General features: G+C 73.7%; 19 protein-coding genes. 11 read left to right on the top strand and 8 right to left on the bottom strand.

What is annotated here, in order from left to right; all coding sequences use genetic code 11:
• Nucleotides 1-72: 72 nt before the first annotated feature.
• Together rpmA and rplU are read right to left on the bottom strand one after the other, a co-directional pair.
• A complete protein-coding gene (gene rpmA / locus AC3RJ8_RS06235; protein ID WP_106268511.1) occupies nt 73-333 on the bottom strand; it encodes a 50S ribosomal protein L27 in 261 nt (86 codons plus the stop codon).
• Between the two features lie 61 nt (nt 334-394).
• A complete protein-coding gene (gene rplU, locus AC3RJ8_RS06230) occupies nt 395-703 on the bottom strand; it encodes a 50S ribosomal protein L21 (RefSeq protein ID WP_489715595.1) in 309 nt (102 codons plus the stop codon).
• Between the two features lie 304 nt (nt 704-1,007).
• Between rplU and AC3RJ8_RS06225 the strand changes: the two genes are divergently transcribed.
• Both AC3RJ8_RS06225 and AC3RJ8_RS06220 read left to right on the top strand, forming a co-directional pair.
• Nucleotides 1,008-1,625, top strand: a complete 618-nt coding sequence (locus tag AC3RJ8_RS06225) for a protein-L-isoaspartate O-methyltransferase family protein (RefSeq protein ID WP_489715044.1) — start codon at nt 1,008-1,010, stop codon at nt 1,623-1,625.
• A 141-nt stretch (nt 1,626-1,766) separates the two neighbouring features.
• Nucleotides 1,767-2,867, top strand: a complete 1,101-nt coding sequence (locus AC3RJ8_RS06220; protein WP_489715043.1) for a fatty acid desaturase family protein — start codon at nt 1,767-1,769, stop codon at nt 2,865-2,867.
• 15 nt (nt 2,868-2,882) lie between these two features.
• Here the strand turns inward: AC3RJ8_RS06220 and AC3RJ8_RS06215 are convergent, their stop codons facing one another.
• Together AC3RJ8_RS06215 and AC3RJ8_RS06210 are read right to left on the bottom strand one after the other, a co-directional pair.
• Nucleotides 2,883-3,464, bottom strand: a complete 582-nt coding sequence (locus tag AC3RJ8_RS06215) for a thymidine kinase (RefSeq protein ID WP_489715042.1) — start codon at nt 3,462-3,464, stop codon at nt 2,883-2,885.
• Between the two features lie 34 nt (nt 3,465-3,498).
• Nucleotides 3,499-7,002, bottom strand: a complete 3,504-nt coding sequence (locus AC3RJ8_RS06210) for an Rne/Rng family ribonuclease (RefSeq protein WP_489715041.1) — start codon at nt 7,000-7,002, stop codon at nt 3,499-3,501.
• 388 nt (nt 7,003-7,390) lie between these two features.
• Between AC3RJ8_RS06210 and AC3RJ8_RS06205 the strand changes: the two genes are divergently transcribed.
• Genes AC3RJ8_RS06205 through AC3RJ8_RS06180 form a run of 6 tightly spaced genes read left to right on the top strand, consistent with a single transcriptional unit; the run spans nt 7,391 to nt 15,260 of the window.
• Nucleotides 7,391-8,890, top strand: a complete 1,500-nt coding sequence (locus AC3RJ8_RS06205) for a cytochrome ubiquinol oxidase subunit I (protein WP_489715040.1) — start codon at nt 7,391-7,393, stop codon at nt 8,888-8,890.
• A 32-nt stretch (nt 8,891-8,922) separates the two neighbouring features.
• On the top strand, nt 8,923-9,972 hold the full coding sequence (gene cydB / locus AC3RJ8_RS06200) for a cytochrome d ubiquinol oxidase subunit II (RefSeq protein ID WP_489715039.1): 1,050 nt from the start codon (nt 8,923-8,925) through the stop codon (nt 9,970-9,972).
• Nucleotide 9,973: 1 nt separating this feature from the next.
• Nucleotides 9,974-11,749 (top strand): thiol reductant ABC exporter subunit CydD, encoded by a 1,776-nt coding sequence (cydD, locus tag AC3RJ8_RS06195; protein WP_489715038.1) that lies wholly within the window; start codon nt 9,974-9,976, stop codon nt 11,747-11,749.
• Nucleotides 11,746-13,491, top strand: a complete 1,746-nt coding sequence (cydC, locus tag AC3RJ8_RS06190; RefSeq protein ID WP_489715037.1) for a thiol reductant ABC exporter subunit CydC — start codon at nt 11,746-11,748, stop codon at nt 13,489-13,491. Before cydD ends, cydC begins: the two co-directional genes overlap by 4 nt.
• A gap of 36 nt (nt 13,492-13,527) precedes the next feature.
• Nucleotides 13,528-14,457 carry an ABC transporter ATP-binding protein gene (locus AC3RJ8_RS06185; RefSeq protein WP_489715036.1) on the top strand — a complete coding sequence of 310 codons (930 nt, stop codon included), beginning with the start codon at nt 13,528-13,530 and terminating at the stop codon, nt 14,455-14,457.
• Entirely contained in the window at nt 14,454-15,260 is an 807-nt protein-coding gene (locus AC3RJ8_RS06180; RefSeq protein ID WP_489715035.1) for a hypothetical protein, read from the top strand. The genes AC3RJ8_RS06185 and AC3RJ8_RS06180 overlap by 4 nt, the downstream gene beginning before the upstream one ends.
• A 6-nt stretch (nt 15,261-15,266) precedes the next feature.
• Here AC3RJ8_RS06180 and AC3RJ8_RS06175 read toward each other — a convergent pair whose 3' ends face one another.
• From AC3RJ8_RS06175 to AC3RJ8_RS06165, 3 genes are read right to left on the bottom strand one after another with little or no spacing between them, the layout of a single operon-like run.
• The gene (locus AC3RJ8_RS06175) at nt 15,267-16,439 is read right to left on the bottom strand and encodes an outer membrane protein assembly factor BamB family protein (protein WP_489715034.1); all 1,173 of its coding nucleotides are present in this window, start codon (nt 16,437-16,439) and stop codon (nt 15,267-15,269) included.
• The gene (locus AC3RJ8_RS06170) at nt 16,439-17,302 is read right to left on the bottom strand and encodes a cytochrome c biogenesis CcdA family protein (RefSeq protein WP_489715033.1); all 864 of its coding nucleotides are present in this window, start codon (nt 17,300-17,302) and stop codon (nt 16,439-16,441) included. Before AC3RJ8_RS06170 ends, AC3RJ8_RS06175 begins: the two co-directional genes overlap by 1 nt.
• Before the next feature lie 3 nt (nt 17,303-17,305).
• Nucleotides 17,306-18,058 carry a DsbA family protein gene (locus AC3RJ8_RS06165; protein ID WP_489715032.1) on the bottom strand — a complete coding sequence of 251 codons (753 nt, stop codon included), beginning with the start codon at nt 18,056-18,058 and terminating at the stop codon, nt 17,306-17,308.
• A 142-nt stretch (nt 18,059-18,200) separates the two neighbouring features.
• Between AC3RJ8_RS06165 and AC3RJ8_RS06160 the strand changes: the two genes are divergently transcribed.
• Together AC3RJ8_RS06160 and AC3RJ8_RS06155 are read left to right on the top strand one after the other, a co-directional pair.
• Nucleotides 18,201-18,584, top strand: a complete 384-nt coding sequence (locus tag AC3RJ8_RS06160; RefSeq protein WP_489715031.1) for a BlaI/MecI/CopY family transcriptional regulator — start codon at nt 18,201-18,203, stop codon at nt 18,582-18,584.
• Nucleotides 18,581-19,552, top strand: a complete 972-nt coding sequence (locus tag AC3RJ8_RS06155; protein ID WP_489715030.1) for a M56 family metallopeptidase — start codon at nt 18,581-18,583, stop codon at nt 19,550-19,552. Before AC3RJ8_RS06160 ends, AC3RJ8_RS06155 begins: the two co-directional genes overlap by 4 nt.
• A gap of 15 nt (nt 19,553-19,567) precedes the next feature.
• Here AC3RJ8_RS06155 and AC3RJ8_RS06150 read toward each other — a convergent pair whose 3' ends face one another.
• Entirely contained in the window at nt 19,568-21,205 is a 1,638-nt protein-coding gene (locus AC3RJ8_RS06150) for a phytoene desaturase family protein (RefSeq protein ID WP_489715029.1), read from the bottom strand.
• Nucleotides 21,206-21,246: 41 nt separating this feature from the next.
• Between AC3RJ8_RS06150 and AC3RJ8_RS06145 the strand changes: the two genes are divergently transcribed.
• The gene (locus AC3RJ8_RS06145) at nt 21,247-22,191 is read left to right on the top strand and encodes an NAD(P)-dependent oxidoreductase (RefSeq protein ID WP_489715028.1); all 945 of its coding nucleotides are present in this window, start codon (nt 21,247-21,249) and stop codon (nt 22,189-22,191) included.
• The last annotated feature ends 7 nt before the right edge of the window (nt 22,192-22,198 follow it).

Here is a 22,198-nt window from a genome sequence, read left to right as displayed (position 1 = left end):
TTCGCTGCGCTCTGGCTCAGGCCTGAGTCGTCCGCCAGGCCTGCGCCGACACTTGCTTCGCTGCGCTCTGGCTCAGGCCTGGGCGGCGGCGACGATGTCGACGACCTTGCGGCCGCGGCGCGTCGCGAAGGCGACCTCGCCGGCAGCGAGCGCGAACAGCGTGTCGTCCCCACCGCGGCCGACGTTCTCGCCGGGGTGGAAGTGGGTGCCGCGCTGGCGCACGATGATCTCGCCGGCGTTGACGGCCTGGCCGCCGTAGCGCTTCACACCGAGCGACTTCGCGTTGGAGTCACGACCGTTGCGCGAGGAGCTCGCGCCCTTCTTGTGTGCCATGTCAGTCCTGCTTTCTGGGAGTACGAAGAGGGTGGGACCGGGCGGCCGAGGCCGCCGGACGTCACTTGATGCCGGTGACCTTCAGGCGGGTCAGCTGCTGACGGTGACCCTGGCGCTTCTTGTAACCGGTCTTGTTCTTGTACTTCTGGATCGAGATCTTCGGGCCCTTGACGTCCCGGACGACCTCGGCGGTGACCGTGACCTTCGCGAGCTTCTCCGCGTCGGTGGTCACCTTCTCCCCGTCCACGAGCAGGATCGCGGGCAGCTCGACGGAGTCGCCGGCCGAAGCCTCGATACGGTCCATGACGACGATGTCCCCGACGGACACCTTCTCCTGACGGCCACCGGCCTTGACGATCGCGTACACCATGCTGATGCTCATCTCTCCTGGTCTTGGCGTGCTCGCCCGACGTCGGTCACCGGCTTGATCTGGAACTCTGGCCGCCGCGGCGGTCGAGTGCGGTGCGCCGAGGGCACACGGGACAGGCGCACTGAGGGCGCGCCGACGCACTACTCTACGTGACGCCACCTGCTGCGATCAACCGGCCCGGGGCGGCGGCGGGCGTGACCTCAGGCACGTCGCGGCCAGGACCGGTGCTCGAGGAGGCACGCTCGCTGGGTCCGGTCGCAGGGGCCCGCTCGCGACGGGACCGCCACCGGCCGATCATGGCACGGTGAGGCCCACACCTCCGCCTGCCTGCGGCCCACCCAACGACGACGGCACCGACGACGCCGTCGCAGGGGCGTTGCGCGCCGTCGACCGGCGTGGCTTCCTCCCCCGGGCCCAGCGCGCCGCCGCCGCGCAGGACCGGCCCCTGCCCATCGGCCACGAGCAGACGTGCTCGCAGCCGTCGACCGTCGCCGCCATGCTGACGCTCCTGCGGGTCCCGCGAGGCGGCGCGGTCCTGGACGTGGGCTCCGGCTCGGGGTGGACGACGGCGCTGCTCGCGCACCTGGTCGGCCCCGGCGGCGAGGTGCTCGGCGTCGAGCTCGTCCCCGAGATCGCGACCTGGGGCGCCGCGAACCTGGCCCGGCAGGAGATGCCGTGGGCCACGATCGTGCCGGCGACGAGCGATACGCTCGGGTCGCCTCGCGAGGGTGGGTGGCAGCGGATCCTCGTCTCGGCGTCGCCCGACCAGCTGCCGGCCGAGCTGGTCGACCAGCTCGCTCCCGGCGGCCGGATGGTCATCCCCGTGCGCCACGCCATGCTGCTGGTCGAACGGGCCGACGACGGCACGGTGCGCACCTCGGAGCACGGCACCTACAGCTTCGTACCACTCGTCCAGGGCTGAGCCGGTTCGGTAGGACCTGCGCGAGACCTTCACTTCCGTGTCGCGACCTCGGAACCTACGGTCCCGTAGGCTCGGCCCATCGCCGGGCACCTGCCCACCATCTCGGCTGGGAAGTCGACACCGACCAACTGCGAGGCATGCATGGCCCCCTCCGCATCGTCCGTCCTCGACGACACACGCCCCCCGCCCCGCGCCGCCGAGCGCTTCACCAGCAGCTACAGCGACCTTGCCCGCCAGGTGCGCGAGGCCGGCCTGCTGCGCCGGGCCTACGGGTACTACCTCGCCATCGGGATCGGGGTGACGCTGGCGCTGGGCGGCATCGTGACCGGGATCGTGCTGCTCGGGGACTCGTGGTTCCAGCTGCTCATGGCCGGTGCGCTCGGCATCGTGCTCACCCAGATCGCGTTTTTGACCCACGAGGCCGCCCACCGCCAGGTCTTCGCGAGCGGGCCGGTCAACGACCGCGTCGGGCGCTGGCTCGCCAACGCCGTCGTCGGCATCAGCTACTCGTGGTGGATGACCAAGCACACCCGCCACCACGCCAACCCCAACCAGGTCGGCAAGGACCCGGACATCGCGCCGGACACGATCCGGTTCACCCCGGACGACGCCGCCGAAGTCCGCGGCCCGCTGCGCCACATCACGCGACGCCAGGGCTGGCTGTTCTTCCCCCTGCTGACCCTCGAGGGACTCAACCTGCACGTCACCTCGATCCGGTCCCTGCTCACGGGTCCGCCCAAGACCCTCGCCGCGCGCCGTCGTGAGATCGTCACCATCGCCGTCCGACTCACGCTCTACGTCGGCGTGATCGTCTGGTTCATGCCGCTCGGACTCGCCGCCGCGTTCATCGGCGTCCAGCTCGCCGTGTTCGGCGTCTACATGGGGGCGTCCTTCGCCCCGAACCACAAGGGCATGAAGCTGGTGCCGGCAGGCACCAAGATGGACTTCCTGTCCAAGCAGGTGCTCACCTCCCGCAACATCCGCGGCGGCTGGTTCATGAACGTCCTGATGGGCGGCCTCAACCACCAGGTCGAGCACCACCTGTTCCCGAGCATGCCGCGCCCGAGCCTGGCGAAGGCCCGCCTCCTGGTGCGCGACCACTGCGCCCGCCATGGTCTGCCCTACACCGAGACCAGCCTCGTCGCGTCGTACGCGATCGTCGTGCGCTACCTGAACCAGGTCGGGCTGGCCGCCCGCGACCCGTTCGACTGCCCCCTGCGGCAGGAGCTGCGGGGCAACTGACCACCGGCCCCGGGCCTACCGGGGCGTCCGGTGCGCACGGCAGCGCGCCTGGTAGGACTCCGTCCCTCCGACGTGCGCGGCGACGGGCACGACGGCGTCGTCCACCGGTGAGCCGTCGTCGGACGCCCGCACGTGGTAGGCGGCGTCCCGGCCGCACACGCTGCACACCGCCGTCAGCTTGACCACCGACTCCGCGAGGGCCATGAGCGCCGGGACGGGGTCGAACGGCCGCCCGTCGTAGGTGACGGAGAGCCCCGCGACGACGACGTCGAGCCCCGCGTCGAGCAGGTCGAGGACGACCGGCACGAGACCGGGACCGAAGAACTGCGCCTCGTCGACCGCGACGAGGCGGACGTCCGGCGTCACCATCCCTGCGACGGCACCGGCGTCTTCCACGGCCCGGGACTCCGCCACGACGCCGGAGTGGGAGGCCACCCTGCCCGCGCCGTACCGCGTGTCGAGCACATGCGTGACCACGAGGGTCCCCCGGCCGGCGATCTGGGCGCGGTGCACGCGACGGACGAGCTCCTCCGTCTTGCCGGCGAACATGGGTCCGCCGACGACCGTGAGATGACCGGGGGCTCGACCGTCGTCCATGCGGACCAGTCAAGCACCCCGGTCACCCGGCTGCTCAGGGCGTGTCGGTCAGCGCCGAAGCCTCGCCATCAGCCTGCTCAGGAGCCTCTGCGGCTCCGGCTCCTTTGGCCGGCTCGGCCGGGTCGACCGACGGTCCGGCCGGGTCGCCCGACGGCGCCGGTTCGGACGCTGCCGGCAGCTCGGCGGGGGCGCCCGCGGGCTCGGGCTCGGGCTCGGGCTCGGGCTCGGGCTCGGGCTCGGGCAGCACGATCGCGTCGACCGCCGCCTCCACCGCCGCACCGGCCTCGGCCGCCGTGCCCTCGGTGACCGGCTTCGCCGACTCCCCCGGCTCGTTCGCCTCAGCCGTCGCGGGACCTCCGGCCGACGGACCGCCGTGCTCCTCGTCGTGGTCGTGGTCGTGCGCGTGCGCGGCCGCCGCGGCGATCGTGGCGAGGGTGGCCTTGACCGCCTCCCGCGCCTCGGACTTGTCGTCCGGCAGCTTGGCCATGTCGGCAGCAGGCTGCTGCGGCTCGTCCTTCTTGCCGGTCCGCTTGCGGCGCGACCGCTTCGACCCGCCGTCGTCGCCCGCCCCGGAGGACGCCGCGCCGCCGCGCTCGATCGGCTCGCTGTGCACGATGAAGCCGCGCCCCTTGCAGTGCTCGCACGTGGAGGAGAACGCCTCGACGAGGCCCTGACCGACACGCTTGCGCGTCATCTGGACCAGACCCAGCGAGGTGACCTCCGCCACCTGGTGCTTCGTGCGGTCCCGGCCGAGGCACTCCACGAGACGCCGCAGCACCAGGTCGCGGTTCGACTCGAGAACCATGTCGACGAAGTCGATGACGATGATCCCGCCGATGTCACGCAGCCGGAGCTGGCGGACGATCTCCTCCGCGGCCTCCAGGTTGTTGCGCGTGACCGTCTCCTCGAGGGTGCCGCCCGACCCGGTGAACTTGCCCGTGTTGACGTCGACGACGGTCATCGCCTCGGTCCGGTCGATGACGAGGGAACCCCCCGAGGGCAGCCAGACCTTGCGGTCCATGCCCTTGGCGAGCTGCTCGTCGACGCGGTGCTTGGCGAAGACGTCGCCGGGCTCGTTCCACTTGCTCACGCGCTCGCGCAGGTCGGGCGCCAGCTCCGCGACGTACGACGAGATCTCGGACCAGGCGTGCTGACCCTGCACGACGAGCGACGTGAAGTCGTCGTTGAAGATGTCCCGCACCACGCGGATGGCCATGTCCGGCTCACCCTGGAGCAGGCTGGGGGCGCTGGTCGACGCCTTGGCCGCGCCGTCGCTGATCGCCTGCCACTGCGACTGCAGGCGCTCGACGTCGGCGCGCAGCTCCTCCTCCGAGGCGCCCTCGGCGGCCGTGCGCACGATGACGCCAGCACCCTCCGGCACGACGTCGCGCAGGATCTTCTTCAGGCGGCTGCGCTCGGTGTCCGGCAGCTTGCGGCTGATGCCGGTCATGCCGCCGCCCGGCACGAAGACGAGGTACCGGCCCGCGAGCGTGATCTGCGACGTCAGGCGAGCGCCCTTGTGACCGATCGGGTCCTTGGTCACCTGGACCAGCACGGAGTCGCCCGACTTGAGCGCCTCCTCGATCCGGCGCGGCTGCCCCTCGATCCCCGCAGCGTCCCAGTTCACCTCGCCGGCGTACAGCACGGCGTTGCGGCCCTTGCCGACGTCGACGAAGGCGGCCTCCATCGACGGGAGCACGTTCTGCACCCGGCCGAGGTAGACGTTGCCCACCATCGAGGCCTGCTCCTGCTGGGAGACGTAGTGCTCGACGAGCACGCCGTCCTCGAGCACGGCGATCTGCGTGCGGCCGTTCTCCTCGCGGACGAACATGGACCGCTCGACCGACTCACGGCGCGCCAGGAACTCGGCCTCGGTGATGACCTGGCGACGACGGCCCGCGTCGCGCCCGTCACGGCGCCGCTGGCGCTTCGCCTCCAGCCGGGTCGAACCCTTGAGCGCCGTGACCTCGTCCTCGGCACGCTCCTTGCGGCCCCCGTCGCGCTCACCGCTGCGTGCGCCACGGCGACGGCGGCGACGACGACGGCTCGAGCCGGACGAGTCGTCGTCCGGGCGGTCGCCGTCCTCCGTGCGCCCCGCCCCCTGGCCACGCTGCTCGTCGTTGCCGGTGCCGGCGTCGGTGGCGTCCGCAGAGGCCGCGGACTCCTCGGCGTCGGACGAGTCGGTGCCCTCGTCGTCGTCGGTGCCGTCGTCGTCCCGCTGGTCGATCTTGCGCCCGCCACGACGGCCGCGGCCGCCACGACGGCGGCGGCGACGCGGCCGGATGTCGGTCTCGTCGCCGTCCTCGACGAAGTCCTCGGGGCGCAGCTCAGGCAGCGCGACGCCCTCCGCCTCGAGCTCCGTCTCGATGACCTCGAGCTCGGAGACGGCGGCCTCCTCGGCCTGGCTCAGCGAGATCGGCTCGACGGGCGCCGGCGCTGCCTCGGCGGCGTCGTCGGAGGCGTCCGGCGTCGGCTCCTCCAGGGCGGACTGCTCGCTCGATGCGTCGGCGGCCTTGGCCGCGCGGGTGCTGCGCCGCGACCCGGACCTGCGCGACGGCTTCTTCTCGTCCTTCGCGGCGCCGGTGCCGGCCTCGGCGACCGGTGCCGAGGGCGCGACGCTCCCGGTGTCCTCGACGGCCCCGGTCGCTGCTTCCGCCGCGGTGCCTCCGTCGACGTCGTCGCGGTGGGTCGGCGGTCCGGCCGGTGCCTGCGCACGGCGGGACCGGCGCGGCCCGGAGATCTCGGGCGCCTGGAACAGCAACGCCGTCGTGGCCAGGCGCGGCGTGCCGGAGTCCCCGCCGGCGCGAGTGGTCGCGGGCTCGGCCGGCTGCTCGGGCTGGGTCGGCTGCTCGGGCTGGGTCGGCTGCTCGGGCTGGGCCGGCTGCTCGGCCTCGGCGGGCTGCGGCGGCGCGGCGGCCTCGGCGGCGCTCTTCTTCGGCGCCCGGGAGCGCGACCTCTTCGCCGGCTTCTCGGCCTTCTCCTCGACCTTCTCCTCGGCGGGCTGCGCGGCCTTGCTCCGCGAGGACCGCTTCTTGGCCGGCGCGGGCGACGCCTCGGGTGCCGGCTCCACGGCCGGGGCACCGGGCAGCACGATGTCGTCCAGGGAGAAGGAACCGCCCGGGGTCGTGGGTGCGGCAGGTTCCGCCGCCTTCGGCAGCGAGACGGCGGCGGGCTCCGTGGGACGGTCGGCGGGGGCGGCTTCCGGCTCCGGGGCGGCTTCCGGCTTCGGGGCAGCTTCCGAGGCCGGTCCCGCGGTGCGTCGCACCGCACGGCGTGGCCGCCGGGCGGATGCGGACGAGGACCCGGTGGAGGACTCGGTGCGGGCGGCCTCCTCCGGAGCCGTCGTCGCCGCGTCGGTCGGCGCTGCGTCAGGTGCCGGCGCGGGCTCGGGCGCAGACGAGGGGACCACGATGGGCGCCGGGCCGGAGGCCTGGGGCGCCGAGGTGGGACGGGTGACCCGACGGCGGGTCGCGCGCCGGGGGCCGCTGCTCGCGCCCTCGCTGGTCGCCTGGTCGCCGGTCGGGATGTCGGACGTCACGAAATACGCTCCTGCTCCCGGGTGCCGGCCCACACCTACCGGCCGCCGGGTGGTCGCCGCCCCGGGTGGCAGCGCTGCTCAGCGCGCCGCCCGGACGGAAGTCTCGGTCTCGGCTGCGTCACCCCCGTCTTCGCGGCCGCCGGCTGCCGGGCCCCTTCACGCCCGGCCGCGGCACCGCGTGCGGGACGCGGGAGCTGCAAGCTTGTCGACCGTCCGGGGGATGTGGCCCCGGCGGTCTGCCGTCCAGTATCGCACCCCTCGGTGCTGCCGCCGACCGAGGTCCGGCCGTCGGCGTGGCGCCGCTCACATCGAGCCCCTACGGCTTGACTTGTGAAGATCTTCACGAGAGCGTTCGTGAAGGTCTTCACAAACTTTGAGGAGTCGCTCCGTGGAAGCTCTGGATCTGGCTCGATGGCAGTTCGCCATCACGACCGTTTACCACTTCATCTTCGTGCCCCTGACCATCGGGCTCGCGCCCATCGTGGCCGGCATGCAGACCGCGTGGGTCGTCACGAAGAACGAGCGCTGGCTGCGCCTGACGAAGTTCTTCGGCAAGCTCCTGCTGATCAACTTCGCGCTGGGGGTCGTCACGGGGATCTGGCAGGAGTTCCAGTTCGGGATGGCCTGGAGCGAGTACTCGCGGTTCGTCGGTGACGTCTTCGGTGCACCGCTCGCCATGGAGGCGCTGGCCGCGTTCTTCGTCGAGTCGGTCTTCCTGGGTGTGTGGATCTTCGGCTGGGACCGGGTCTCCAAGAAGATCCACCTCGCCTCGATCTGGCTGTTCGCCCTGGCGACCAACCTCTCGGCGTTCTTCATCCTCGCCGCGAACTCGTGGATGCAGCACCCCGTCGGGACGGTCTACAACCCCGAGACGGGCCGCGCCGAGATGGAGTCCGTCTGGGCCGTGCTGACCAACAACACGTTGCTGGCGGCCTTTCCACACACCATCACCGCGGCGTTCCTGACCGCGGGCACCTTCGTCACCGGGATCGCCACCTGGTGGATGGTGCGGCTGGTCCGCAGCAAGCGGCCCGAGCACGTCGAGACAGCACGGAACGTGTACCGCCCCGCCGTCCTCGTGGGCGTGTGGGTGATGATCGTCGCCGGGATCGGGGTGATCTGGTCCGGCGACGTCCAGGGAAAGCTGATGTACGAGCAGCAACCCGGCAAGATGTCGTCGGCCGAGGCGCTGTGCGAGGGCACCGAGTCCGCCGAGTTCTCCATCCTGGCCGTGGGGCCCTTGTACGCCGGGTGCGAGGACGTCGAGCACCTCATCTCCCTGCCGGGGCTGACCAGCTACCTGGGCACCGGGCACTTCTCCGGCGAGGAGTCCTACCTGCCGGGCGTCTACGACGTCCAGGAGGAGTACACCGAGCGGTACGGCGACGTCACCGCCGACGGCGAGGAGGTGACCTACACCCCGCACCTCGCGATCACCTACTGGTCCTTCCGCCTGATGATCGGTCTCGCCGTGTTCTCCGTCGCGCTCGCACTGGCTGCCCTGTGGTTCACGCGCAAGGGGAGGGTCAGCGACAACGTCTGGCTCGGGCGTCTCGGCATCCTCGCCATCCCCATGCCGTTCGCCGCCTGCTCGTTCGGCTGGATCTTCACCGAGGTCGGGCGCCAGCCCTGGGCCGTGGTCCCCAACCCCACGGGCATCGACCAGGTCCGGCTGCTCACCGAGCGCGGCGTGTCCACGGCCGTCCCGCCCGGCGTCATCCTCACCTCGATGATCGTCCTCACCGTCATCTACGCGGTCCTCGCCGTCGTCTGGTACCGCCTCATGCACCGCTACACGATCGAGGGCGTGCCCGACACCGTGCGGGACGAGTCGCCGGAGGCGCAGGACCCCGACGACTCCGACCGCCCGCTGTCGTTCGCGTACTGAGCGCCCGCACCTGAAGAGACTGGAGACCTGACGTGGACCTCGCGATCCTCTGGTTCGTCATCATCGCCGTGCTGTGGACCGGCTACCTCGTGCTCGAGGGCTTCGACTTCGGCGTGGGCATGCTGCTCTCGATCCTGCCCCGGGGCGACAAGGAGCACCGGGAGAAGGAGCGCCGCGTGCTGGTCAACACCATCGGCCCCGTCTGGGACGGCAACGAGGTGTGGCTGCTCACCGCCGGCGGGGCGACCTTCGCCGCGTTCCCCGAGTGGTACGCGACGATGTTCTCGGGCTTCTACCTCCCGCTGCTGATCATCCTCGTCGGGCTCGTGGCCCGTGGCGTCGCTTTCGAGTACCGGGGCAAGATCGCCGACGCAGCCTGGGCCCGGCGGTGCGACCTGGCGATCCAGGCGGGCTCCTGGATCCCGGCCGTGATGTGGGGGGTGGCCTTCGGCAACCTGGTCCGGGGTCTGCTGCTCGACGCCGACCACCAGTACGTCGGAGGGTTCTGGGCGCTGCTCAACCCGTTCGCCCTGCTCGGCGGCCTCACCACGGTGTCGCTGTTCCTGCTGCACGGGGCCGTCTTCGTCGCGCTGAAGACGGACGGGGACATCCGTGCCCGCGCCGCACGCCTCGCCTCCGGGCTGTCGGTCGGTGCCCTCGCCGTGGCCGGCGGCTGGGCCCTCTGGGCGCAGCTCGCCTACTCGACCCCGTGGACGTGGGCCGCCGTCGGGGTGGCCGCGGCCAGCCTGGCCGGTGTGGTCGTGACCACCCGTGCGCGCCGCGAAGGAGCCGCCTTCACCCTGTCGGCGGTGACGATCGTCGCGGCCGTCGTGCTGATCTTCGGCTCCATGTACCCGGACGTCATCCCGGCGCTCGACGGAGGGGAATCTCTCACGGTCGCCGAGGCCTCCTCGACGGACTACACGCTGACCATCATGAGCTGGGTGGCGGTCGTCCTCACCCCGCTGGTGATCGCCTACCAGGCCTGGACGTACTGGGTCTTCCGCCGCCGGCTGAGCACCCGGGACATCCCGGCCCCGGCGGGCCTGACGTGGCAGAAGATCAAGGACGCGGCGTTCTGACGTGAGACCGCTCGATCCTCGCTTGCTCCGACAGGCACGAGCCGCCCGCTCCTACGTGCTGCTGACCGCCGTGCTGGGGGCCGTCTCGGCCGCGCTGGTGGTGGTGCAGGCCTTCGCGATCGCGCACGCGCTCGCCCCGGTCGTCGTCGCCACCAGCCCCGGCGACAACCCCGCGACCGGGGCCGGCGAGGTGACCGGATGGCTCGCGGTGCTGGCGGGCACCGCCGTCGGACGATCCCTGGTCGCCTGGGCCCAGGAACGCTTCGGCCGACGTGCCGCCACGCAGGTCGTCGCGGACCTCCGCGAACAGGTAGTGACGCACGCCGTCGGGCTCGGGCCCCGGCCGCCCGCAGGAGCCGCACCCGCCGACGTCGCGACCCTCGCCACCCGCGGGCTCGCGGACCTGGAGCCCTACCTCGTGCGGTTCCTGCCGCAGCTGTTGCTCACCGCCCTCGTCACCCCGGCCACGGTGCTGGTCGTACTCGGTCTGGACTGGGTCTCGGCGGTGATCGCCGTCGCGACGCTGCCGCTCGTCCCGTTCTTCATGTGGCTGATCGGCACCATGACAGCCGGGACCTCCGAACGACGCCTCGCGGCCGTCGAACGCCTCGGCGCGCAGGTCCTCGACCTGATCGCCGGTCTGCCCACCCTGCGCGCCTTCGGCCGGCAGGTCGGTCCCGGGACGCGGGTACGGGCGCTCGGCGAAGCCTCCCGGCGGGCGACGACGAGCACCCTGCGCGTCGCGTTCCTCTCCGGTGCGGTGCTCGAGCTCCTCACGACCCTGTGCGTCGCGATCATCGCCGTCGGGGTGGGGCTGCGGCTCGTGCACGGCGGCATCGAGCTCGTGCCCGCGCTGGCGGTCCTCGTGCTCGCCCCGGAGATCTTCCTGCCGCTGCGTCGTGTCGGCGCGGAGTTCCACGCCTCCACCGACGGGCTCGCGGCGACGCGGCGGGCGTTCGCCCTGCTCGACCTCCCGGCCCCGGGCGCGGCGGCTCCGGCGAGCACGCACCCGGACGCCCCGGGGGCGGCGGCACCGATGCCCGTCGCCGCCGGGGCCACGCTGGTCCTCGACGACGTCACCGTCCGGGCACCCGGGCGGCACGTCGACGCGCCCGCCGGCCTGTCGGCCCGCATCCCGCTCGGCACCGGCGAGCCCGGCGGTGGCCGCGTGGTGGCCCTCCGCGGCCCGAGCGGCGCCGGGAAGTCGACGGTCGTGCTGCTCCTGCTCGGCCTGCTGCGCCCCGACACGGGCACGGTCACCCTCGAGCTGTCAGAACGTGGTCCGGGTGTAGCGGCGCCAGGACTTGACAGCTCGAGGGGATGGTGGGAGCAGGTCGTCTGGGTGCCCCAGCGTCCCGCCATCGGGCCCGGCACCGTGCGCGACGTCGTCACCGACGGCTGTGAGGTTCCGGCCGGCGCGCTCGCCTCCGCCGCGCGAACGACCGGCCTCGACGCCGTCCTGGCCGCGCTGCCGTCCGGCTGGGACACCCCTGTCGGGCTCGACGGCGTCGGGCTCAGCGTCGGTCAGCGGCAGCGGGTCGCCCTGGCGCGGGCGTTGGTCGGGGCCGCCGACCGCCCGGTGGTCGTGCTCGACGAGCCGACCGCCCACCTGGACGCCCGCGGCGAGCAGGTGGTGCTCGACACGGTCCGCGCGTGGCGCGACGCCGGACGCACCGTCGTCGTGGTCGCCCATCGCTCCTCCCTGCTGTCGGTCGCCGACCAGGTCGTCGACGTCGAGGCCCGGGAGACCGTCGGGCGAGAGGTGGTGGAGTCGTGACCGATCCCCTGGTCCGCGTGCTGCCGATGCTCGAGGTGCGCTGGGGCCGGGTGGCGCGCGCCGTCGTGCTCGGCACGCTGACCCTCGTGTGCGCGATCGGCCTCGCCGCCGCCGCCGCGTGGCTCGTCGCCCGCGCCTCCCAGATGCCGCCCGTGCTGGTGCTCTCCGTCGCGGCGGTGGCGGTCCGCGCCTTCGGCACCGGACGGGCGTTCTTCCGCTACCTCGAACGCCTCGCCTCCCACGACGTGGCGCTGCGCGGGATGGCCGCGCTGCGTGCGAACCTGTACGACCGGCTCGCCCGCGGCGGGGCCGACGTCGTGGCCCTGCGCCGGGGCGACCTGCTCGCCCGGGTCGGGGGCGACGTCGACGACGTGGGCGACGTCGTCGTGCGCGCGCTGGTGCCCGGTGCCGTCGCCGTCGTCGCGGGGACCGGCGCCGTGGTGCTGGTGGGCGTGTTCCTGCCGGCCGCCGGGCTGGTGCTGCTGGCGTGCCTGCTGCTGACCGGCGTGCTGGCCCCGTGGCTGGCGTCGCGGGCATCGGCGTCGGTCGAGACCCGAGGCGCGGCGGCACGCGGCGAGGTCGCCGCCCGCGTGCTGGAGCTGGTGGAGCACGGCCAGCAGCTGCGCGTCGCGGGCCAGGTCGACGACCGCCGTGCCGGCCTGCGGGCCGCGGACGCCCGCCTGGCCGGAGCGACCGACGACGGCGCGCGCGTCGCCGGCGTGTCGGCGGCCATCGAGGCCGGCGCCCAGACGCTCGCCGTGCTCGGCTGCCTGCTCGTCGGCATCCCCGCGGCCCTCGCCGGGGACCTGGCCGCGACCGAGCTCGCCGTCGTCGTCCTCACTCCCCTGGCCGTGTTCGAGGTCACGGCCGCCCTGCCCGCCGCCGCCGTGCAGCTGCGGCGGTCGCGCGCGGCCGCCTCCCGGCTGCTCGACCTGCTCCCGCCGGAGCTGTCAGAACCTGGACCCGCTCGGCCCGCGCCACGTCCTGACACGTCCGGCGGGTTGACGCTGGAGGCCGTCAGCGCAGGGTGGGAAGGCCCGCACGGCACGACGGTGGTCGAGGGGGTCGGCCTCGTGCTGAGACCCGGCGCGGTCGTGGGGCTGGCCGGGCCGTCCGGTGTCGGCAAGACGACGCTGCTCCTGACCGCGGCGGGCCTCCTGCCGCCGACGGCCGGGCACGTCGAGGGCCACGGGCTCTTCGTCGCCGAGGACGGGCACGTCTTCGGGACCACGGTGCTCGAGAACCTCCGGGTCGCCCGCGCCGACGTGACCGCGGCCGAGGCCCGCGACGCTCTCGACGCCGTCGGGCTGACCGGGTGGCTGACCGGGCTGCCCGACGGCCTCGAGACCTTGCTCGGCACCGGCGCCACCGACGTCTCCGGCGGTGAGCGGCGCCGGCTGCTCGTCGCCCGGGCGCTCCTCGCGCCGCACCGGGTCCTACTCGTGGACGAACCGGCAGAGCACCTGGACCCGGCCGCGGCCGACGCCCTGGTGGAGGTGCTCGCCGGGGTGGCCCGGACCACGGGCCGGGCCGTCGTCGTCGCGTCCCACCGGCTCACGCCGCTCGCCGCCGCTGACGAGGTGCTGCTGCTCGGCCACGACGACGCCGCTCCGGACGCCCCGGCGCGCGTCGTGGCGCGAGGCCCGCACGACGCGCTGCTGCGGGACCTCCCCGACTACCGGTGGGCTGCCGACCAGGAGGGTGCCGGGGCCGTTCAGGGTCACGACCAGGGCTCTCCCTGATGCCCGGGGCGGACGGCCGTCCGTAGCGTCACCACCATGATCAGGATCGACTCGCTCACCCAGCGCTACGGCGACCTCACCGCCGTCGACGACGTCTCCTTCACTGCGTTCCCCGGTCGCGTGACCGGGTTCCTCGGGCCGAACGGTGCCGGCAAGTCCACCACCCTGCGGGCGCTCACCGGCCTGTCCACCCCGACGGCGGGGCGCACGACCGTCCTGGGACACCGCTTCACGGACCTGCCCAACCCCGGCCTGGACGTCGGCGTCCTGCTCGACGCCTCGGCGCAGCACGGCGGACGCACCGGCCGCGAGACGCTGGCGCTGGCGCAGCGCACCATGGGCCTGCCGCCCATCCGCGTCGACGAGATGCTCGACCTCGTGGGGCTCACCTGGGCGGAGGGCAAGCGCCGCGTGCGGGACTACTCCCTGGGCATGCGGCAGCGGCTCGGCATCGCGACCGCGCTGATGGGTGACCCGTCGGTGCTCGTCCTCGACGAGCCGGCGAACGGTCTGGACCCGGCGGGGATCCGCTGGATGCGCGACCTGCTGCGCGGTTTCGCGGACGACGGCGGGACCGTCCTGCTGTCCAGCCACCTGCTGTCCGAGATCGAGATGATCGCGGACGACATCGTCATGATCGGTCGTGGCCGCATCGTCGCGTCGGGGCCCACCGACGAGCTGCTCGCCGGCGTGGGGACCCTCGTCCGGTCCTCCGACGACGTGCAGCTCGCCGCCGCCCTGACGTCCGCGGGATTCCAGGCGGCTGCCCGCCCGGACGGCGCGGTCGCCACCGACGCCGACCTCGAGACGGCCGGCCAGGTCGCCTTCCGGGCCGGTCTGCCGGTCACCGAGCTGCGCACGGCCGACGGCCACGGCCTGGAGGACATGTTCCTCGAGCTCACCTCCGCCGACCAGCGCGAGGGGCCCCCCGCGCGCACCTCTCTCGCGAACGGAGCACCAGCATGAGCGCCCCCGCCCTGGACACCCGCGCGGTCGCGCCGCGCCTGGCGACCGGACGTCCGCCGATCCCGCTCTCCCGGCTCGTCGACGTCGAGGTCCGCAAGCTCGTCGACACCCTGGCCAGCCGCTGGTTGCTCGCCGCGGTGCCGCTGCTGACGCTCGTCGTCGTCACCGGCGTCACCCTGTGGGGTCGCGACGAAGAGGTCACGTTCGGCATGCACACCACGACCAACATGATGCCGCTGGAGTTCCTGCTGCCCCTGGTGGCGGTCCTGGCGGTGGCCGGCGAGTGGAGCCAGCGCGCCGCGCTGACGACGTTCGCACTGGTCCCCCGGCGCGGGCGCATCGTCGCGGCCAAGGCAGCGGCCCTGCTGGTCGTCACCCTCGCCGCGACGGCGACGGTCGTCGCCCTCAGCGCGGTCGGCACCGTGGTGGCCGCGCAGGTGCGGGGCATCGAGGCGGTGTGGGACCTGCCGCTCGAGCTGGCCCTGCGCCTGGCCCTCGCCAACGTCGTCGTGGTCGCGTTCGGGTTCCTCGTCGGCGTCGCCATCCGCAGCACGGCGCCCGCCATGGTCGCCTACCTCGCCTTCATGTTCGTCGTGCCGTTCGTCTCCAGCACCATCGCCGGCGTGTGGACCTGGTGGGCCGCCAACGGCGCCTGGTACGACCTGAGCTGGTCGACGAGCTTCATCACGGCGCCCGCGATGACCGGCGAGCAGTGGGCGCAGGTCGGCACCTCGGCGCTGATCTGGATCGCGGTCCCGATGGTGGTCGCCGTGCGGCGGCTGCTCCGGGTCGAGATCCGCTGACTCGGGTCACCGGGCTCCGGTCCCGTCGGGTTCGGTCGTCGCCAGATAGTGGTGCTCGAAGTCTCCGAGCACGACGGACCCGCCGCCGGTGACCGTGGTGGGCACGACGATCTCTCCGCTGCCCTCCGGGTCGTAGGCCTCGGCGACATCGCCCGTGACCACGTTGTGCGCGCGGATGCTGTCCCCCTCCCGCAGGAAGACCAGCGCACCGCTCACCCCCACGATCGTCGTCCCGGGCGCGATCGAGAAGGACCACAGCTCCTCGCCGTCGGGGCCGGATCCGGTGAGCCGAGCGTCCTCCAGGGTCACGACGGTGCCGGTCGTCTGGTCGGACACCACGTCCACGACGTTCTCGGCGAGCACGGAGCCGTCGTGGAGGTCGACGAGCGTTGTCGCGTCGTCGCCGACCTGCCAGACGGCGAGCCCTGGGACGGGGGACGTGTCCGGGGCCGCGACGACCGCGTCGGGGTCCCAGTCCCGTTCCCCGGGGTCCACGCGCCACTGCTCGCTGCCGTCGTGGACGTCCGTGGCGACGAGCGCCCCGGGCTCCCGTTGGACCAGCACGTCGTCGTAGGTGCCGACGACGGTGCTGTCGTCGTCCTTCGCGGCCACCTCTCCGGTGGACGGGTCGAGCGCGACGCGCGGCCCCGTGGCACCCATGGCCTCGGTGGACGGCTCGGCGAACACCAGACCCGGTCCTTGCAGCGGACCGGGTACGTCGACGGGACCCCAGACCGGCTCACCGGTCGCCAGGTCGTACGCCGAGGCGGTGGTGGCCGCGAGGGAGTCCTCGGTCGTCGAGGTGTCGGTCAGCACCGCGAGCGCACGGCCGCCCGCTGAGGTGACCAGGTAGCCGGTGCAGCTCGCAGGCCGCTCGACGGACCACAGCGCTTCGCCGTCGGGAGCGACCGCGGTGAACCGGAGCACACCGCCGTCCTCGGCGAAGCCGAGCGCGACCCCCTCGGCAGCCTGCGGGGCGACGTCCCACCCCGGGTCCGCGACCCGCACCCCTTCGACCTGGATCGGCAGCCGCAGGTCGGTCGTGTCGAGCTCGGGCAGCGGATCGCCGCCCGAGATGGGTACCCGGTCGATCTCGACGGGCGCGGGCGCGGGGGTCCCGGAGCAGCCGGCGACCAGGAGCGCCGACACCACCACCACGGAGAGCCTGCGGGCCCGCATCAGACCTCCTCACGGGTCACGGTGGCCGTGCGCTCCGCGGCGCGCCGGGCACGACGGCGGGTCCACACGACGGCCACGACGACGGCGACGAGCACGACGGCGACGGCGTCGAGCGCGGGGTTCGCCAGGACGACGCCCTGGCCCTGCAGCCACGCCTGGGTGCTCAGGGGGACGATCTCCGGGACGCCGACCAGGCCGTTGGTCGTCCAGAACACCGCCCCGACAGCGACGAGCAGCAGCCCGGTGACCACCGAGGTGGTGTGCAGCTCACGGCCCAGCAGCGTGAACGTCCGTCCGCGCAGCGCGGAGCGGCCGCGGTCGCCGATCCGGCCCCAGAGCGCCGCGAGGGCCAGCAGCGGCAGGACCATGCCCGCACCGTAGACGGCGAGCAGCACCCCCGAGGCCAGGACGTCGCCCTGGGCGGCGGCGAGGGTCAGCACGGCCCCGAGGATCGGTCCGGCGCAGAACCCGGCGACCCCGCTCGTCGCACCCAGCAGGAAGGTCTTGACCCATCCGGTCCGGGAGGCGGACGAGTTCTGGGCGGCGCGGGCGCCGGGGAGCAGCCGTGCCGGGTCGAAGCCCAGGCCGAGCATCTGGACGACGCCGAGGACGACCAGCAGGACGGAGGCGACGGCGATGACGAGGTCGCGTCGGGTGGCGAACAAACCGCCGAGCGCGCCGGCGCCGACACCGAGCGGCACGAGGACGACGAGCAGGCCGCCGTAGAAGACGGCACCGTGCGCCCACAGCCGTGGTCCGGTGCCGAGCGTGGAGGCGAAGAACGCAGGCAGCAGCAAGGCACCGCAGGGACTCAGCAGTGCCAGCATGCCCCCGAGGAACGCGGTGAGGAGACCGATCTCCACGCCTCAGCTCCCGTCCGCGAGCGCCGCGTCGTAGGCGTCGCGGAAGACCTGGGCAGGCTGGGCCCCCACGATCGGCTCGCCGCCGAGCAGGAACGCAGGGGTCGAGTAGGCACCGAGGTCGAGGCCGAGCTGCTGGTTCGCCCTGACCTGCTCGACCGTCTCGACGGCGTTCAGGTCGGTGGTGAACTGCTCGGTGTCGAGGCCGAGCTCCCCGGCCAGGTCGGTCAGCGCCTGCTCGGACAGCTCGCTCTCCGTCCGGGTCTCCCCCTCGGGGTAGAGGGCGTCGTGGTAGGCCCAGTACTCGTCCTGCAGGGCGGCGGCGTAGGACGCACGGGCGGCGCGCTCGGAGGCCTCGCCGAAGACGTTGACGTCGCGGTACTCGATGCGCAGGTCGCCTGCCTCGGCGTGCTCCATCATCTCCGGCAGCGTCTCGTGGCTCCACCGCGCGCAGTACGGGCACTGGTAGTCGGAGAAGACGACGAGCACCACGGGGGCGTCGGCCGGCCCGGCGGCGAGCAGGTCCTCGGGGTCCCGCCGCTCGACGGCGGCCGAGTCGATGTCGGCCGGGCCCTGCACCTCCGTGGGTGCGTCGTCCGCCGCCGGCTCCGTGGGTCCCGCCGTCGCGGGCCGGGCCTCCGGTCCGCGGTCGTCGGACCACCAGACGACGACGGCGAGGAGCAGCGCTGCCAGGACCGTGACGACGACGGCGGGCACGACCCACGGGCGCGGGCTGGGCGATGTGCGGTGGTCGGCCAAGGTTCCTCCTGAGGTGCTGCTCGATGCAGATCGACTATGCACCATAGTCGACTATGCGTGGTAGTCAACTACGCCCGGTAGTCGGCTATCGTGCCCCGAGGCACTGATCACGTCCACGCCGGCACCAGGAGGAACACCGCCGATGAGCGAACGGCACACCGAGGCCCCCGCACGGCTGGGCGCCCTCGAGGCACGGGTCATGGACGTGCTGTGGGACTGCGGCGGCTGCAGCATCCGGCACGTCATCGACCGCCTCGACGGACGCCCGGCCTACACCACGATCGCGACCGTCCTCGGCAACCTGGAGCGCAAGGGATTCGTCGAGCATGTCCGGCAGGGCCGCGCCGCCCGGTACCTGCCGGTCTCCAGCCGCGAGGAGCACGCCGCCCAGGTGATGGGGCACGTGCTCGACAGCGCCGGCGACCGGGCAGCGTCGATCCTGCACTTCGTCGAGTCCATGCCGGAGAGCGACCGGGTGCTGCTGCGCGACTACCTCACCCGGCAGGAGGGGGCGGGACCCCGATGAGCGCCGTCGTCGCGCTGTCCGTCGCGCTGGTCGCCGCTGCGCTCGGCGGCCCGCACCTGGTCCGCCGAGCGTCTCCCGCCCTGGTGCGGACCCCTCTGCTCGCCGCGACGACCCTCGTCGCGGGGGTAGTGGCGTGGCTGGCCGCCCTCCTGGCCGTCGGACCGATGCTCGCCTGGATGCTCTCCGGACCCGCCGTCCTGACCGGCACGGCGGGCGAGGTGTGCCAGCGGTGCCTCGACGCGGCGAGCCCGTTCGGCGGCGTGCTGTCCGCCACCCCCGTGCCGGTGGTCCTCCTGCTGGCCGTGCCCGGGGTGGTGGCAGCCCTCCTCGTCGCGACGCTCGGCCGCGAGATCCGCCGACGACGTCGCACGGCCCGCCGCACCGCGCACGACCTTCGCCGGTTCGCCGACCCCCGCATCGTGCACGGTCACCGCGTGCTGACCGTCCCGGACGTGTCCTCCTACGCCTTCGTCCTGCCCGGCCGGCACGGCGGAATCGTCGTCTCGACCGGCGCGCTCCGCACCCTGGACGATCGCGAGCTCGCCGCCGTGCTCGCGCACGAGGACGCTCACCTGCGCCAGCACCACCACCTGGTCTCCCTGCTCACCACGGCACTGGCGACCCACCTGCGCTGGATCCCGCTCGTCGCCGCCGTCACCGACGCGGTACCCACCTACCTGGAGATCGCCGCCGACGACGTCGCACGCCGCCGCGTCGGCACCCCCGCGCTCGCCGCTGCGCTCCTCGCGCTCGGCGAGCCCGTCCACCCCGTCGCGCTGACGGCAGCCGGGGCCGGAGCGCTCCACGCGACCGGCCCGGACCGCGTGCGGCACCTGGTCACCCGCGCCGAGGGACGGGCCGGCGCCGGGCCCGCACTCGCGATCGGCGTGCACCTCGGGTTGCTCGGCGCCGTCGCCTCGGCCGTCTACCTGCCGTACGCCGGCGCGGTGCTGTCCGGGTGCGCCTGATCCGGTCGGAACCGTTCAGGCGCCGAGCAGCGCCATCGCGGCGGCGCGGCCGGGGATCGCGCTGACCCCGCCGCCCCGCCGCGCGCCGGCACCGGCCACCAGCACCCGCGGATGGACCGTCTCGACGCCCCACGTGCCCGGCGCGTCGAGACCGGCACGGTGCCCGGCATCGTTGCCGGACGTGCTGCCCGGCTCGGCCCACGGCCACGACAGGTCGCGGTGGAAGATGTGCCCGCCCGGCAGCCCGACGTCGCGCTCCAGGTCCACGGGCGATCGCGCCTCCAGGCAGACGGCACCGTCAGGACCGCGCCACAGGACGTCGTCGAGCGGCTCGGCGAGCACCGAGTTCACCGAGCGCAGCGTCGCCGCGAGCGCCGTCTGCCGCGACACGTCCAGGTCGTCCCGGAAGAGCCGCGCCGGCATGTGCAGCCCGAACAGCGTGAGCGTGTGTGCGCCGACGGCCCGCAGGTCCGGGCCGAGGATCGAGTCGTCCGTCAGCGAGTGGCAGTAGATCTCGCACGGCGGCAGCTCCGGGACCTGCCCCTGCGCAGCCTGCCGGAAGGCCGCCTGCAGCTGGGCGTACGACTCGTTGACGTGGAAGGTGCCGGAGAACGCGGCCACGGGGTCGACGCCGTCGCGCAGGCGCGGCAGGCGGCGCAGCAGCATGTTGACCTTGAGCTGGGCGCCCTCGGGCGCTCGGGCGGTCGCGCGGCCCGACGCCTCGGCGCCGGTGGCGGCGAGCAACGCGTCCAGCGTGGCCGGGGCCGCACCGCTGACCACCGCACCGGCGCGCACGGCCCGGGCCCCGCCGTCGGCGTCGGTCCACGACACCTCGGCGTCCCGGTGCGCCGTCCCGGGGTCGACGGCGGTGACCTGCGCCCCGGTGACGAGGGTGGCCCCGGCTGCCCGGGCGGCGTCGCGCAGAGCACCGGAGACGGCGCCCATGCCGCCGACCGGCACGTCCCAGTCCCCGGTGCCGCCCCCGATCACGTGGTAGAGGAAGCACCGGTTCTGCCGGAGGGAGTCGTCGTCCAGGTCGGCGAACGTCCCGATGAGCCCGTCGGTGGCCGCGACGCCCCGCACGACGTCGGAGGCGAAGGTCGCGCGCAACGTCTCCCCGAGCGGTCGCTCGACCACGGCGCGCCAGGTCTCGTCGTCGTCGACCAGCGCGCGGGCCTCCTCGCGCGGCAGGAGCGGGGCCGTGACCGTGGGGAACAGCCGTCGCGCCAGCCGGCCCACGCGCGCGGAGAACGCCTGCCAGGACTCGTGGTCGCGACCGGCACCCTGGGCCTCGAACGAGGCGCGCGTGGCATCGGCGGACCCGGTGTCGACCAGCAGCCCCCCGTCACCGACCGGGGTGTACGAGGAGAAGCGGCGGCGCCGGAGCGTCAGGCGCAGCCCGAGCTCGTCGACGACCTGGCGCGGCATGAGGGAGACGAGGTAGGAGTACCGCGAGAGCCGGGCGTCGACCCCGTCGAAGACCTGCGCGGAGACCGATGCCCCGCCGACGTGGTCGAGGCGTTCGAGCACCAGGACCGACCACCCGGCCCGGGCGAGGTACGCGGCGGTGGTCAGACCGTTGTGCCCGCCACCGACCACCACGACGTCGTGGCGGGCAGCGCCGTGCGAGGCGTCGTGGGACGAAGCGCTCATGCGCCTCATCGTGGCACGTCGTCTCGGGTAACGTCCGGGAGGTGAAGATCCTGGTTCCCGCCAACGTCCCGTTCGACCTGACCCTCGACGTCGAGGGCGTCGACGTCGCTCCCTACGTCATGCGGGAGGAGGTCCCGGACGAGCACCTGGACGCCGAGGCGATCGTCACGTGGGCCAGCCCACAGCGGGTGTTGGACGACGCGGCCCGCCGGCTCTCCCGGCTGCGCTGGGTGCAGACCCTCAACGCCGGCCCGGACCAGGCGCTCGCCACCGAGTTCGCCCCGGACGTCGTGATCACCTCCGGGCGAGGGCTGCACGACGCGACGGTGGCGGAGCACACGCTCGCCCTGCTGCTCGCCTCGGTGCGTCGCCTCGACCGCACCCTCGACGCCCAGCGCCAGCACCGGTGGGACCGGGACCTGGGCCGCGAGCAGGCCCGCTCGGAACAGGAGTTCACGCTGCGCGGCGCACACGTCGTCGTCTGGGGATTCGGCTCGATCGCCGCGGTCCTCGCTCCGCTGCTGACCGCCCTCGGCGCCCGCGTGACGGGCGTGGCCTCGTCCGACGGGGAGCGCCACGGCCACCCGGTCGTGGCGTCGTCGCGGCTCACGGAGGTGCTGCCGACCGCGGACGTGCTCGTCTCCCTGCTCCCGGCGACGCCGGAGACCCACCACGCCCTGGACGCCACGGTGCTGGCGATGCTGCCGCCGCACGCACGGTTCGTCAACGCCGGCCGTGGCGCCACGGTCCACGAGGAGGCCCTGGTCGCCGCCCTGCGCTCGGGTGCGCTGGCCGGCGCCGCGCTGGACGTCACCGAGACCGAACCGCTGCCCGAGGACTCTCCGCTGTGGGACGCCCCGGGACTGATCCTCACCCCGCACGTCGCGGGCGGGCGGCCGCAGGGAGCCGCGGAGCTCGTCGCGGCGCAGGTGCGCCGCTGGCTGGCCGGCGGTGCGGAGGCGCTCGAGAACGTCGTCCCCCGCTGAGCGGCCG

Source organism: Isoptericola sp. MSGPD8_1_ISO-PGPR-S23-394, assembly GCF_058072785.1.
This window is presented reverse-complemented; position numbering and strand designations above follow the sequence as displayed.